The sequence below is a fragment of the Erysipelothrix sp. HDW6A genome (assembly GCF_011400295.1).
Lineage (GTDB): Bacteria > Bacillota_I > Bacilli_A > Erysipelotrichales > Erysipelotrichaceae > Erysipelothrix.
Genome location: NZ_CP049859.1, coordinates 1098756 through 1112527, shown reverse-complemented (window position 1 = coordinate 1112527; position 13772 = coordinate 1098756). Strand labels below are relative to the sequence as shown.

At 35.4% G+C, this 13772-nt stretch carries 22 protein-coding genes and 1 other annotated feature; of the genes, 3 read left to right on the top strand and 19 right to left on the bottom strand.

Going from position 1 to position 13772, the window contains the following annotated elements:
- The first annotated feature begins 33 nt into the window (after positions 1-33).
- Complete coding sequence (locus G7059_RS05730; protein ID WP_166081123.1) at positions 34-1089, top strand: nucleotidyltransferase family protein; 1056 nt, start codon at positions 34-36, stop codon at positions 1087-1089.
- On the opposite strand, the gene metK is transcribed toward G7059_RS05730, so the two are convergent.
- On the bottom strand, positions 1079-2176 hold the full coding sequence (gene metK, locus G7059_RS05725; RefSeq protein WP_166081122.1) for a methionine adenosyltransferase: 1098 nt from the start codon (positions 2174-2176) through the stop codon (positions 1079-1081). The genes G7059_RS05730 and metK overlap by 11 nt on opposite strands.
- A gap of 221 nt (positions 2177-2397) precedes the next feature.
- On the opposite strand from metK, the gene G7059_RS05720 reads away from it, so the two are divergent.
- Positions 2398-3006: an enhanced serine sensitivity protein SseB C-terminal domain-containing protein gene (locus G7059_RS05720; protein WP_166081121.1), complete on the top strand. Its 609-nt coding sequence runs from the start codon at positions 2398-2400 to the stop codon at positions 3004-3006.
- A gap of 15 nt (positions 3007-3021) precedes the next feature.
- On the opposite strand, the gene G7059_RS05715 is transcribed toward G7059_RS05720, so the two are convergent.
- Genes G7059_RS05715 through rdgB form a run of 7 tightly spaced genes read right to left on the bottom strand, consistent with a single transcriptional unit; the run spans position 3022 to position 6799 of the window.
- Positions 3022-3882 carry a YitT family protein gene (locus G7059_RS05715; RefSeq protein ID WP_166081120.1) on the bottom strand — a complete coding sequence of 287 codons (861 nt, stop codon included), beginning with the start codon at positions 3880-3882 and terminating at the stop codon, positions 3022-3024.
- A gap of 28 nt (positions 3883-3910) precedes the next feature.
- Positions 3911-4345, bottom strand: coding sequence for a Rid family detoxifying hydrolase (locus G7059_RS05710; RefSeq protein ID WP_166081119.1), 435 nt, complete (start codon positions 4343-4345; stop codon positions 3911-3913).
- Positions 4346-4354: 9 nt separating this feature from the next.
- The gene (locus G7059_RS05705; RefSeq protein WP_166081118.1) at positions 4355-4495 is read right to left on the bottom strand and encodes a hypothetical protein; all 141 of its coding nucleotides are present in this window, start codon (positions 4493-4495) and stop codon (positions 4355-4357) included.
- A 47-nt stretch (positions 4496-4542) separates the two neighbouring features.
- A complete protein-coding gene (locus G7059_RS05700) occupies positions 4543-5034 on the bottom strand; it encodes a hypothetical protein (RefSeq protein ID WP_166081117.1) in 492 nt (163 codons plus the stop codon).
- The gene (trmL, locus tag G7059_RS05695) at positions 5034-5543 is read right to left on the bottom strand and encodes a tRNA (uridine(34)/cytosine(34)/5-carboxymethylaminomethyluridine(34)-2'-O)-methyltransferase TrmL (protein WP_166081116.1); all 510 of its coding nucleotides are present in this window, start codon (positions 5541-5543) and stop codon (positions 5034-5036) included. Before trmL ends, G7059_RS05700 begins: the two co-directional genes overlap by 1 nt.
- Positions 5521-6216, bottom strand: a complete 696-nt coding sequence (locus G7059_RS05690; protein WP_166081115.1) for a TIGR01906 family membrane protein — start codon at positions 6214-6216, stop codon at positions 5521-5523. Before G7059_RS05690 ends, trmL begins: the two co-directional genes overlap by 23 nt.
- Positions 6209-6799, bottom strand: coding sequence for an RdgB/HAM1 family non-canonical purine NTP pyrophosphatase (gene rdgB / locus G7059_RS05685; protein ID WP_166081114.1), 591 nt, complete (start codon positions 6797-6799; stop codon positions 6209-6211). The genes G7059_RS05690 and rdgB overlap by 8 nt, the downstream gene beginning before the upstream one ends.
- A 52-nt stretch (positions 6800-6851) precedes the next feature.
- Between rdgB and G7059_RS05680 the strand changes: the two genes are divergently transcribed.
- A complete protein-coding gene (locus G7059_RS05680; RefSeq protein WP_166081113.1) occupies positions 6852-7655 on the top strand; it encodes a choline/ethanolamine kinase family protein in 804 nt (267 codons plus the stop codon).
- 103 nt (positions 7656-7758) lie between these two features.
- On the opposite strand, the gene G7059_RS05675 is transcribed toward G7059_RS05680, so the two are convergent.
- The 11 genes from G7059_RS05675 to fabF form a co-directional block, all read right to left on the bottom strand.
- Positions 7759-8199, bottom strand: a complete 441-nt coding sequence (locus G7059_RS05675; protein ID WP_166081112.1) for a MarR family winged helix-turn-helix transcriptional regulator — start codon at positions 8197-8199, stop codon at positions 7759-7761.
- Between the two features lie 7 nt (positions 8200-8206).
- Positions 8207-8566: a 50S ribosomal protein L20 gene (rplT, locus tag G7059_RS05670; protein WP_166081111.1), complete on the bottom strand. Its 360-nt coding sequence runs from the start codon at positions 8564-8566 to the stop codon at positions 8207-8209.
- 13 nt (positions 8567-8579) lie between these two features.
- Positions 8580-8777, bottom strand: coding sequence for a 50S ribosomal protein L35 (gene rpmI / locus G7059_RS05665; RefSeq protein ID WP_166081109.1), 198 nt, complete (start codon positions 8775-8777; stop codon positions 8580-8582).
- A gap of 21 nt (positions 8778-8798) precedes the next feature.
- Positions 8799-9329, bottom strand: coding sequence for a translation initiation factor IF-3 (gene infC, locus G7059_RS05660; RefSeq protein WP_205700262.1), 531 nt, complete (start codon positions 9327-9329; stop codon positions 8799-8801).
- A 32-nt stretch (positions 9330-9361) separates the two neighbouring features.
- Positions 9362-9480: a sequence feature (ribosomal protein L20 leader region), on the bottom strand.
- Between the two features lie 167 nt (positions 9481-9647).
- Positions 9648-10100, bottom strand: a complete 453-nt coding sequence (locus G7059_RS05655) for an 8-oxo-dGTP diphosphatase (RefSeq protein WP_166081106.1) — start codon at positions 10098-10100, stop codon at positions 9648-9650.
- Between the two features lie 33 nt (positions 10101-10133).
- Positions 10134-10481, bottom strand: coding sequence for a hypothetical protein (locus G7059_RS05650; protein ID WP_205700186.1), 348 nt, complete (start codon positions 10479-10481; stop codon positions 10134-10136).
- Positions 10482-10515: 34 nt separating this feature from the next.
- Entirely contained in the window at positions 10516-11040 is a 525-nt protein-coding gene (locus G7059_RS05645; RefSeq protein ID WP_166081104.1) for a hypothetical protein, read from the bottom strand.
- 75 nt (positions 11041-11115) lie between these two features.
- Positions 11116-11793: a lysophospholipid acyltransferase family protein gene (locus G7059_RS05640; protein ID WP_166081103.1), complete on the bottom strand. Its 678-nt coding sequence runs from the start codon at positions 11791-11793 to the stop codon at positions 11116-11118.
- Positions 11786-12139 carry a holo-ACP synthase gene (gene acpS, locus G7059_RS05635; protein WP_205700185.1) on the bottom strand — a complete coding sequence of 118 codons (354 nt, stop codon included), beginning with the start codon at positions 12137-12139 and terminating at the stop codon, positions 11786-11788. The genes G7059_RS05640 and acpS overlap by 8 nt, the downstream gene beginning before the upstream one ends.
- Positions 12108-12533: a 3-hydroxyacyl-ACP dehydratase FabZ gene (gene fabZ / locus G7059_RS05630; protein WP_166082077.1), complete on the bottom strand. Its 426-nt coding sequence runs from the start codon at positions 12531-12533 to the stop codon at positions 12108-12110. The genes acpS and fabZ overlap by 32 nt, the downstream gene beginning before the upstream one ends.
- A gap of 129 nt (positions 12534-12662) precedes the next feature.
- A complete protein-coding gene (gene fabF, locus G7059_RS05625; protein ID WP_370519176.1) occupies positions 12663-13766 on the bottom strand; it encodes a beta-ketoacyl-ACP synthase II in 1104 nt (367 codons plus the stop codon).
- Positions 13767-13772 lie beyond the last annotated feature (6 nt).

The window sequence follows — 13772 nt, the reverse complement described above, 5'->3', positions numbered from 1 at the left end:
ATTATTTTCATAATAATGTGATAAACTATATTCATGAAAAATAAACTTATCGCTAGCGGCATCGTTGTCGAATATAATCCGTTTCATAACGGTCATCACTATCACATTCAAAAAGCTCGTGAATTTAGCCAATGTGATGTTTTAATTGCAGTCATGTCACCTCATTTTGTACAACGTGGCGAACCTGCATTTGTAAACAAATGGGAACGTACTGAAGCTGCTCTCAATCATGGAGTAGATTTGGTAGTAGAACTTCCTACATGTTTTGCATTACAAAGTGCAGACTACTTCGCAAAAGCGGCAATAGAAATATTAGCGCTCTTAGATGTCGATACTGTGGTATTCGGTTCAGAAACTAATGACCTTGATGTAATTATGAATCAGTTTAATTTCGAAGCCGACAATACGAAGAGTTATGCCAAACAAATGGGTAATTCTAAAAATGCCAACGATATCTTAGCATATCACTATATATTAAATGCAAAGCGTTTCAATATAAAACCAATTAGTATTCAACGAACTAATAACTATCACAGCAGTGATTTAGAAACCATTTCAAGTGCAAGTTCAATACGAATACATTTTGGCTCTAAAGATGTTTCTCTTAGTACTCCCATGGATTTAGAGAAACAAGTAACCCATAGATTATCGGAATATGAAGAGCTCATCCGCCTTACACTCATCAATCCTTCGACCAATTGGGAATCAATTCTTCTTGTAAACGAAGGTATTGAGAATTTGCTTATCAAGAACCGTCGCTTACCACTGAAGAGTCTAATTAGCGAAAGCACATCTTCGCGATACACAAGCAGTCGTATCCAACGAACTCTAATGACAATGCTACTAAACATTAAGAAAGATGATGTTATACAGCCAACACAAGTCCGTGTTCTGGGAATGAATGCAAAGGGACAACAATATCTAAAACAAATAAAAAACAGTGCTACATACCCTGTAACACCGTTTAAGAACTATATGTATAAAGATTTAGAAATAAGAGCTACTGAAATTTATGCTCTCGTAAAAGATCAGTCATACCAAGATATGCTCAATCAGAAAGAAATCCAAGAACTCATTATTAAAAAGTGAGTTCTTTTACTTTTTCCCAAGAGAATCCGTCACGACCAAAATGTCCGAAGTTTGCTGTATTACGGTAAATTGGTTGTAATAAATCTAATTCTTGAATAATGCTTCCTACACGGAAATCAAAGTTATTCTTAATAATTTCTAAGATTTCACTTTCTGGACGTTTATTCGTTCCAAATGTATCAATATGAATTGATAATGGATCTGTTAATCCAATAGCATAGCTTAATTGAATTTCTACACGATCTGCTAAGTCAGCTGCAACAACTGCTTTCGCAACATAACGGCAGAAATAAGCTGCAGAACGGTCAACTTTTGAAGGGTCTTTAGAACTAAAGCAACCTCCACCAATACGACCTACTCCTCCGTATGTATCAACAACGATTTTACGTCCTGTTGTGCCTGAGTCACTGAATGATCCAGCAATACTGAACTCACCACTTGGATTGATAATAATACGTGTATCTTCACGCATCCATTTTTCATCAATCACTGGTTTAATGACATTGTTCATTACTACTTTTTCAATTTCTTCATGTGTGATTCCTGCAAGATGAGATGCACTTACTAAAATAGTATGAACATAAACAGGTTGGTGATTTTCATCATATGCTACTGTTACTTGAGTTTTACCATCAGGTAATAGCCATGTAATATCTTTCTTAATATCGCTTAATTGTTTTGCAAGTTTGTGTGCTAAATCAATGGAAAGTGGCATGTAGTTTTCAGTTTCATTGGTTGCATAACCAAACATAATTCCTTGGTCTCCTGCTCCCATATTTTCTGTATCAACAACAGCCTTATTGATTTGTGATGATTGCTTATTAACACGAACAAGCACTTCATAATCTTCAGTGTAACCAATGTCTTTTAAAACACCTTTAGCTACAGCCGCATAATCTATTACTGCCTTTGTATTTGCTTCACCATAAACTAAGATAAAATCATCTTTAATGGTAGCTTCTACTGCCATTTTTGATTGTTTATCAACACGCATCGCTTCATCTAAAATTGCATCAGCAATTTGGTCACAAATTTTATCTGGGTGTCCGTCTGTTACACTCTCAGATGTAAATAATATATAAGTCATATTTTCCTCTTTCTACTCCATCTCACAAAAAAAGTCTTTGCACAAACAACGGCTAAGACTTATCAATTTATATTATTGAGCTTATCGTTGTTAGCTGAACCACCTTTCACTGTAGGTTGGCGTGAGGTCTACGAGCTAACTCTCTACCTCAACTCTTGATAATGTGGATATATCATAAAACAAATGATAACGAAATGCAAGATTCATGATACAATTAATTTATGAAAAATATATTAGAGCTAATTACTGACTTAAATGCACAGTATACACAAGAAAATGAAGCACAGTTTGAACAAGCTGCTTTGAATTATGAGTTTTTTTATTTAAACTCTATTGTTTATGATGTTGAAGATACATCTTTTATTCCTGTCTTTTTAGACGAAATAGATGCTAAGAAATATGAAACTTCTAAGAACAAAATTTATGCAAAGAAACTGGAAGATATTCCCAATCCTAAGCATTTAGACTTTATACTTAATCCAGAAAGTTTAGACTTTGTGATTAACTATGATTTGCTTGATGATGGTAGTTTTGAGATTGTAGGTGCTGACACTAGGTCTCTTGGAACGATGATGAAGCTTAGAGACTACTTTGAAACAAATCCAGTTGATAAAGCATATCTAGCAATTATTAAGACTAAAACATCTGAAAAGACTGTTCTAGTTATTGAAGGACTTGGAAAAGATAGTAGTGAGATAGAAGAATGGATCCATCAATTACTCGGTACAAATCCTGATCTAGATCTTTACGATATCTTTACTAATAACGAAAAATTCGGTAAACAGATTATTCAAAGTGTTGCTCCATTTTACAGTAAAAAATCACGCTAATAACGTGATTTTCTTTTACTCTAGTGGTTTTTGGCGATAGTTACCTTCAATTCTTTCAACTGAGGATATCTCAATAAATGCTTTCGGATCTGCTTCTTTGATTGCCCCAATAATTTGACCGACTTCAAATTCATTAACAACCATATAAAGAAACGCTTTATATTTATTTTTAAAGACTCCAATACCATCAAGTTTGGTAATTCCATGACGCGTTATTTGAAGCACTTTTTCTGTTACCGCATCTGGATGTGATGTAATAATACTTAAGCTTGAGAGCTTATATCTATTATGGTATGTTTCAATGATCTTTGTTGAAGCCATTTGGTACATAATTGAATAGAGTGCTAGACTCCAATCATATCGCCATCCAGAGTACATTAGAACGGCAATATTAAACATCATGATTTTATCCCACATTGGCTTGTTTTTAACCATTGAATAGTAAATTGCAATAAAGTCAGTACCACCTGCCGAACCATTCATTCTTAGTGCAAGGGATGATCCAATACCGTTCACAACACCACCAAAAATTGCTAGTAGAATTTTATCGTTTGTCATTTGAAAACCAGGAAGAATTTCTACTAATAAACTGGTTAATGCAACATGTAAAAAAGACAAGGTAATAAACTTCTTGCCTAATTTTTTATATACGAGCAGTAAAATTGCAGCATTAATTAATAGATAGACAACCCCATAACTCAGGGTTAAATTAAAGATTCTTGCCGATTCTTTAATAAGGAGTATCGATACCCCTCCTGCTCCCGCAGGCACTAAATCAGCAGGCCTTACAAAGAATCGTATCGCCATCGCTGAAAATAAAGCACCTAAGCTTACGCCTAGGATTTGCTTAATTGTAATCTCTCTAAGAACTTTCATAGTATCTGTATTTCCTTCTTAAAATACTTTATTCATCGCACCCTGATCCACCACAGTCATCGTGTTCTTCACGGTCATCACTATCATATTCCATAGCAATGGCTTCAATTTCTACACGACTTCCCTTAGGTAGCTTACTTACCTCAACACAAACACGTGCTGGATATGGATGCATAAAATACAATGCATACATTTGATTCATTTTATCAAAATCATTAAAATCGGATAAAAAGACTGTCGTTTTAACGACATTTTCTAAACCTAATCCCGCTGCTTCTAATGTTAATTCAAGATTTTCAATAACTTGACGCGTTTGGATACCAATTTCATCATTTACAAGGCTTCCGTCTTGTTTAACAGGTAATTGACCTGAAACAAACACCATCGACCCTACTTTTACAGCACTAGAATATGGACCAATTGCTTTAGGACCATTCTCAACGATAATTTGCTCTCTTTTCATATTTTCCTCCTATAGTAAATCTCTATAGTATTCGTCCATTTCTTCACGTCTACGTGTGCGAGAATTGAATCGAATAAAACCAATTGAAGAACTAAGAATAATAAGTATTAGTACACCAATACTCACAAGGTCGTTGTAACTTTCTATCATAACATCACCTCTTTAACTATTATAAAGAATAAAAAACAGAGTTTCAATCACTTAGCCACTTCACTCAGCAAGTAATAAACACCAAGGATGGAAGCAATTCCATCGATAATAAGACAGATCCAACTTATTCCATGAACGATTCCAAATCCTGTATCAACCATTTGCATTTGGAAAACATAAGCCGTTCCTACTAGAAGTAAGAGATTAACTACAATCCAGAATAAGAGAAATAACCATATTTTTTTGAAGTATTCTGATTTATAGGTGGCAATATTGATGACTATCACTAGAAATATTGACGATACGGAGACCGTTGATAGTAGTCCAAGGAATATTGTTTTAAAGCTGAATGTACTTCCCATAAACAATCTAAACACATGAACAATCCACACATCTTGGTCGTGAAGAATATTTATCGCACTACTAATGTCATGAGTATTCACTAGTACAAGATGAAACTGAAAGAGTTCAATAAAACTGAACACCATGAAAACTACAAAAGTGGCAAAGATAAGTTTTCTTATACGGTTCTCGTTCATTATAAGTCCTTTAAGTAATGTTTTCCTTTTTGTACTTCATACCGTGATAAGCCTTCGTAGTTTTTCTGTCTTAAGACTTCAAAGACAACAATCGCTACAGTATTGGCTAAATTCATGCTTCGTGCATTTTCAGACATTGGGATTCGGAAAGCATGGTCAAAGTGTTCTTTTAATATTTCTTTTGGTATACCGGTGCTTTCTTTACCAAATACTAGATAGATATCTTCATCAATACTTTGGTAATCAAAATCAGAATGTACCGACTCTCCATAACGAGTTAAAAAGAACATAGGACCTTTCACAGTCTTAAGGAAGCTTTCCCAGTCGATATGACGCTCTAAAGTCATATATTGGTCATAATCCATGACACTACGCTTAACCCGCTTATCGTCCCAGATAAACCCTAGTGGCTCAATTAAATGTAATGTTGCTCCACTAGCAGCACATGTTCTCATAATATTTCCTGTATTTTCAGGAATTTCTGGTTCATACAGTACGATGTGAATCATAACGTTTAACTCTCCGATCTAACCAATAATAAATAGAAATACAAACAGTAAGAATACCACCAAGTGATAATATAATACGATGGACCAATCCCTTAAAGAATGGCTCTGGTACCATCATGATTAATCGGTCACGACTTGGATCTAATAACCATAAGTCATTGGTGAAAACAAGCTCATGAAATTGAATCCAAAATCCATTGAAATCAATTAAAGCATAGAAACCAAGCACCACAACTAATACAGCTATCATTGATAGTGCATTTTTAAGACATTCTCGATTAAGCTTAAGATTTAGATAATCCCCTACACCTAAACTTACCAAGAGCATCGTACTAATAAGTATCAGACATACTCGTTGAAACACTAACACATTTTGATATAAGTTTTTCACATCAACCATGTGGTCTTTTTCTCTTTGATTAAACATCTCAACAGTTCTTCCGTTAACCACAACAGTCATATCGAGAGTATCTCTTTCACCCTTAATATAATCCAAAAGAACATCTGTCGCTTGATGTAACTCATCTGATGTTATTCCTATAGTTTGTGCAGTATCAAGACGATGATACATATGTGCATAGTATGGTCGTCTAAATGATAACCCTAGTATGGATGAAATCATCAAATTGACAATGAAAAGCATAACGCTAATAGAATATAAGAATTTACGCATTAGCTACCTCTCTAAGATAATGAATGAGTTTTTCTAAAGCTCTAAATCTGTGTGATATGGTGTTTTTAATTTCTGGTCCAAGTTCACCAAACGTTTCTTCATACCCATCAGGTAAGAAGATCGGATCGTATCCAAATCCACCAACTCCACGAATCTCATCAGTAATCGTACCATCAATACGTCCCACAAACGTTTTTTCTTCCGTTGGACCTACTAGGGCTATCGCACTTGTAAAGTATGCACTTCTATCTTCTTTGTCTTTCAGTAAATCAATGACTGCATGATTCTTAACTGTATAATCAGTGTCAGATCCCATAAAACGAGCTGAGTACACTCCCAAGATATCAGGAAGTGCAGGAATCGTAAGACCGGAATCATCTGAGATACTCGCTAAACCTGTCTTTTCAAAAAGATACCGTGCTTTTAAGAGCGCATTTCCTTCAAATGTAGACTCAGTTTCTTCAACATCATCAATATTAATATCAAAGTCGCCCGCACTTAAAACAGTGTAGCCAAGTGGTTCTAATATTTCTTTAAATTCTTTAATTTTATTTTTATTATGACTCGCGATAAGTAATTTCATAAAATTCACTCCTAATCATTAGAAATTATATCACTTATGGTATAATTTCACTATGAAAAGAAAAGAAAGACTCCAACAAATTTTAAATAAAGAGATAATTTGCTATCGAAAAATAGAAACTGGTCTCACGAATGATAACTATTACGTAGAAACTGCAGATGGTGAATGCGTAGTTCGTTGTCCTAAACCTGAAAACCAGGTCTTTTTCGACTACAAGCACGAGGCTAAAGTTATTCAACTACTAGAACCCTACAAACTTGACGTTCCTGTTTATTTCTATAATGAAAATACGGGACTTAAAGTAACACAGTACATTCATGATGTTCATACATTTGAACTGCCTTATATTGAAGATGCTGCAGATCTCATCAAACGATTACATCACGCTACTATTCAATCTGGGAAGCGTTATAATATCAAAGAACAATACGAACAGTATCATGAACATATCACTAAGTTCATCCATGACCTATCACCTTATGAACACTATATCGATGATGTAGTATCTGTAAGTAGCAATTGGTGTTTATGTCACAACGATTTAGTGGAAGGTAATTTCCTCTTCGGTAGTGAAGGCAACTATCTCATTGATTATGAATATGCATGCGATAACGACCCTTGCTTTGACGTTATGTCGTTTTTAACAGAAAACAACATCATGGATACCCCTAATCGAAATCGCTTCTATAAGAGTTATTACGGCTTTATACCAGAAGGTAAGCTTCTAAAGAAACTCGATATCTTTGAAAATGGTCTTAATGTGCTATGGTGTGCCTGGGCACAAATGATGTATAGTAAGTACGAAGAGAGCATCTACAAAGAAATAGCTGACATCAAATATTCATATCTGAAATAGCACAAAACCATCTACGGATGGTTTTCTTTTACGTATGTTGCACACAATAATAATCTTCTCAATATACAATAAAACCCACTATAGAGTGGGTTTTAGAATTATTTTATATATCATACAAATCTTTAAAGAATGTATTGATTTGACTTACAGCTTGTAACAAATCACTACTATCATCGATATGTAATAACAATCGATCAACCATTTCTTCATGAAATTGGTTGTGAATAGTCATGACTGCTTCTCCTTTTTCCGTGAGCCCCAGTCTAAAGATACGACGATCTATTAGATCTTTTTCACGAAAAACATACCCCTTGTGTGTCAATCTATTAATGGTTGTTGTAAGCGTACCTTGCGTAATACTTAATCGAGCCGCAACATCACTCATCATCTTAGATTCACTCTTTTGAATGGCTTCAAGTGTGTGAACTTCGGTCATTGAAAGTTTAATTCCATGAACTCGATGGTAGCGTTCTTCGATAATCAAAATACGATTAAAAATATCCACTAACAGTTCATTTAAAACTTGACGCGCATCCACTGTCATAAGCTAATTACTTTTCTAAAGCTTTTTGTGCTTTTGTGACTAATGTTGCGAATCCTTTTGGATCATGAATTGCAATTTCTGATAACATCTTACGGTTGATTTCAATGTTTGCAAGACGTAATCCGTACATTAATTGGCTGTAGCTAATGTCATTAAGACGTGCTGCAGCATTAATACGTGTAATCCATAATTTACGCATTTCACGTTTAAGTTGTTTACGGTCACGGTATGCATAACGTTGTGAACGCATAACTTGTTCGTTAGCTGTACGGTATAGTGTATGTTTTGAGCCATAATAGCCCTTTGCGAGTTTTAATACTCGTTTGCGACGTGCACGTGACGCCACTGCTGTTGTTGATCTTGGCATAGTTTACTCCTCCTTAGAAACCTTGTAACAAGTGTTTTACGCGTTTGTAATCACTCTTCGAAACAAGAACCGCTTTACGTAATTGACGGTTTTGTTTTGTAGTCTTACGACGTTTCATGTGAGATACGTATGCTTGTTGTCTTTTTAAATTTCCTGTGCCGGTACGTTTAACGCGTTTTGCGAACGTACGTTTTGTTTTCATTTTAGGCATGATGCGCCCTCCTTCAATTAACTAATTTTTGTTTGGTGAAATAACAACGGACATTGTGTTACCCTCAAGTTTCGGTGCTTTTTCTACCGAACCGAGATCGCTACATTCTTCAATAAAACGATTCATTGTTTTACGACCAACATCAATACGAGTCATCATTCGACCGCGGAAGCGCATATCGACTTTAACTTTTGTACCTTCTTCAAGCCACTTACGTGCATGACGAAGTTTAGTTTCAAAATCGTGTTGATCAATAACTGGAGATAAACGCAATGGTTTAACTTGAGTTACATGTTGGTTACGTTTTGCTTCTTTGGCTTTCTTTTGTTGCTCATAACGATAACGTCCATAATCTAGGATTTTTGCAACTGGTGGATTCCCCTTCGCAGCAACGACTACTAAGTCTAAATTTGCTTGACTTGCTTTTTCTAAAGCATCTCTACGTGTAAGGATTCCAAGTTGTTCTCCTTCAGGACCGATAACAAGTAATTCTTTAAATCGAATTGCCTCGTTTACCAAATCCTCGTTTTGTTTTCGATTATCTGGACCCATTCTTCGACTAATATTCTTCACCTCCCATGTGAATTACAATAAAAAAGTGTGTACAATTACGTTGAACACACTCAAAGGCTTAATAAAGTTATCTAAGCGTTTACCTATAATCATTAATTATCAGGTGAGAAGAGTGCTTCTACTTTCTTATTGCTTGGTTATTATAGCATAGCAAGTCTCCCTATGTCAAAGGTTAGAACTACTATTTATTAATAATTACCGCTTCTAGATTATATCATAATTTTCAAGACGATTCTAATCACTAAATTCGATAATTATTAATATCATTTCGAAGTATTGCTCGCTACATATGAATCGTTACTTAATCTTATATTTCCACTCTTGATCTTCTAAATAGTAATAGAACTCTGATTTTTCCCCTAGGAATATACTAACCATTTCTTCAAAATCAACAGATAATTTATAATTAGTAAGCTCATCTTTATTGATCCAAAAGACTTCGCCTTCTCTAGAAGATTTGAGGGTTCCTGAGAACGTACTTGTCTTAAAAAAGAACACAATATAGCGACCTTCCTCTGTGGGAAAATGCTTAACACCACACAAAACAACATCATCAATATCTAAACCAGTTTCTTCTTTAACTTCTCTAATGGCTGAATCAATCAATGATTCTTCTCTTTCAATATGACCGCCAGGAAACGTGAGTCCAACATACTCAGGATTGTTTTCGCTTGTTTTATTTAGCACGAGCATTTTATCACCATCTTCTACCATGCACATGTTAGTAAGTGTCACAACTTCAGTTCTCATAGATAAACTCTCCTCGTTTCTATATATTAGATATTACCTGTTCTCACCTAAATAGTCTTGCAATGCTTGTTTTGAGGCTGATATCGCCATAATCATTGGTATTAATCGCTTATACGTTCTACTACCCTCTTCATGCTTCTCAATAGCTTTAGTAGTCTTGTGAAGAATAGAATCCAGTGGAACAAGAGCAGATTGGATGTCTTGAGTAGTGTAGTCAGAAATTAATGAATCTTTTGTGACTACATACTTTGATATCAATAGTGCTTTAATACGATTTTTTAATAACGAGTGCTGTGATGTGCCACTATCAAATTTCACAATCATCTTCTCGCAATTATTTATTGTTGATTCTAAAATAATAATAGTTTCTGTATCTGACATATGCCTCATAATTTTATCCATTTCTTTCCGTATATTAACTTGGCCTTACAGCAATAACGACGTATTCAACGTCAATATCTACTTCATAACTTGGCGTTATCATTGTAATAATCCCCTTTTTTGGAATTATTGGAGCAACATTTTTATCAGCGTTACCATGTATTAGTTCCTGGAAGTTTTCTCCTGTGGTTGCAGTGTAGTAAAACGAAGGAATTGCATCAAATTTTTCTTCCCAACCCAAGTCTTTTGCACGCCCATGATATTGAAAAGAAAAATCATTTGTATCTAAACTTTTGAATCTAAATACTGCCGTGCTAGGGATTGACGACTTTTCTTCATCGACCACTCTCTGCAAGACACTTCTCGTTTCATTTTCACCACTGTAATCTACTTTGTGTTCAAAATATATGCTGTCACTTAATACGATATTATGTGTTTGCTTTTTTGCTACTGGTTCGTCATGAAATGTTGGTTCAAGACTATTCAGACTGTATACGATAAGTCCGATAACCCCAACTACACAAAGAGCTACAAGCATTGTTATTGATTTTTTCATCATACACGCACCTCAAATTTCTAAATCAATTGTAACAAATCTCACTCCAATAAAAAAGAACTCAAGATTTATGAGTTCTTAGTTAGAATAAGCTTGTAGCTTTAGTGCTTCCATTTTATCACGCACAAATGCACTTAACTCTGTACCTTTCATTGATTTATAAATCGATTGAGGTATGGGTTCACCAAAATATACTTCATAGCACATTTGTTTTGAATCATAGCTATCTTTAATATACATTGGCACCAAGGGTACATTTGCTTTTCTTAGGATTGAAAACATTCCATCTTTAAAATCAAGCATATCCTTTTGATGTGACCGTGTTCCTTCAGGAAATGCGAGGAGTGAATGTCCATTCTCTGTATCTTTAATCGCTTCTTTAAAAAGCAACAATGATTGTCTAGGATCATCTCTATCTAAAGGATAAGACTTTGACATCTTCATAAAGGCACCAGTAATTGGATTCGTGAAGAGTTCTTTCTTCGCAATGAATCTAAAGGGTTTAGAAATAGCATCAATCACAATAAAGATATCATTCATTGATTGATGATTGGATAAATAGATACATGTATCTAGTGTCTGACTAGTATCTCCGATTCCTTTTACTTTTTTACCACGGATTCCAAAGAAGTGACGCGGATACATTTTCAATTCATTGTAAATTCTTGAATCACGATGAAAGATTCTGATTAATTGCGCACGAATCCAATAATACGGTAATACCATATAGGTTATCGCCATCATTAACCTATTCATACACAAGCACCATTGCAATCGCATAATCACCATCATGGCTGATTGATACCTCAGCCTTATCACATGTAGGAGCACCTAAGCTGTTTCTTAATATCTCTACGTCATGAAATGTGATTTCACCGATTCCTGTTCCACGTGCTTTAGAATATGCCTCTTTCGCTGCATAGCGACCACAGACAAATTCCAAACGTTTTTGAGGATGAGTAATATTTGATAGAATTTCCATTTCATTTGACGTGAGAATTTTCTCGATAAACGTATCGTTATTCACTAACTCCACATAGCGTTTCATAAAAACAATATCAGTTCCTATTTTAATCGCCAATTGCGAATTTAATCGTCCCAAGGGCACATACCTCCCCATTTACACTGGCTTTAGCTTCTGCTATACCCATAAACCCTTTAAACTTTACAAGCTCCACTTCAAGAATGATTTGATCTCCTGGAATTACTTGACGTTTAAATTTAAAATTATCGATACCTACAAAATAAACCAACTTACCTTTAAAGGCTTCTTTAGAAAGAAGTACAATAGCACCAGCTTGTGCTAAGGCTTCCGTTATCAATACCCCTGGCATCACATGTTTTTGCGGGAAATGACCTTGAAACTGTGCTTCATTCGCTGATACATTTTTAACTGCTTGAATGTATGTATCATTCATCTCTAGAACTGCATCAACCAATAGAAACGGATAACGGTGAGGTATTATCTCTTGAATTTGATTCGAGTTTAATAACATCTTATTCACCATACTTTCTAAAAATAATAACTGCATTATGTCCACCAAAACCTAATGAGTTTGACATAACGATATCAACGTCTCGTTTCTTAGCAACATTGGGTGTGTAATCGAGGTCACATTCTTCATCTACAGTTTCATAATTAATCGTTGGCGGGATTGTATTGGTTTCAATTGCTTTAATAGAAAGTACTGCTTCAATACCACCTGTCCCCCAAGAGCATGACCGTGCATTGATTTTGTGGATGAGATGGATACATCTTTTGCGTACTCTTTAAATACTTCTTTAATTGCTTGTGTTTCAAATTTATCATTCAGAGGAGTACTGGTTCCATGAGCATTAATATACGAAACCTGACTTGCTTCAATTTGGGCATCTTCTAGGGCATTGTTCATGGCATCCACAGCACCATCTCCACTAGGAGCAGTGATATGGTACGCATCACATGTTGAACCATAGCCAATTATTTCCGCATGAATACGAGCACCACGAGCTAAAGCGTGATCTAAGTCTTCCAACACAAGAGAGCCTGAACCTTCACCAAGCACAAAGCCATCACGATTTTTATCAAAGGGACGAGATGCACTTTTCGGATCATTACTTGTACTTAAAGCTGTCAGTGCGTTGAAACCCGCTAAGGTGTATTCTGATACACCCGCTTCTGTACCACCGGCAATCATAATGTCAGCATATCCATCACGAATCATACGGAACGCATCACCTATTGCATGTGTTGCGGCAGCACACGCTGTGGTAACACACGACACATGAGCTTTTGCTTGCAGTGCGATTGCGACATTTCCAGCTGCCATATTTGGAATAATCATTGGAATAAACATGGGTGGAATTTTTCCATACCCACCTACAAAGGCCTTATTCAAGTCTTGCGCAAAGGTTTGCATACCACCCATTCCTGTACCCATTAGTACACCAAATCGCTTAGCGTCATGATTATCTTCTGTAAGTCCTGCATCATGGTATGCTTCACTTGCAGAATAGACTGCGTACTGACTGAATAAATCTTGTCGTCTTGCATCTCTTTTCGATAGATATTTTAGTGAATCGAAGTCTTTGACTTGAGCAGCAACTTTGACTTTTAAATCACTCGTATCAAAACTTGTGATGGTATCAATGCCACTAACTCCATTAATTGCATTTGTAAATGCAGTATCTACATCATTTCCTAAAGGACTGACAATCCCCATTCCAGTAATAACTACTCTTTTTTTCATAAGTCC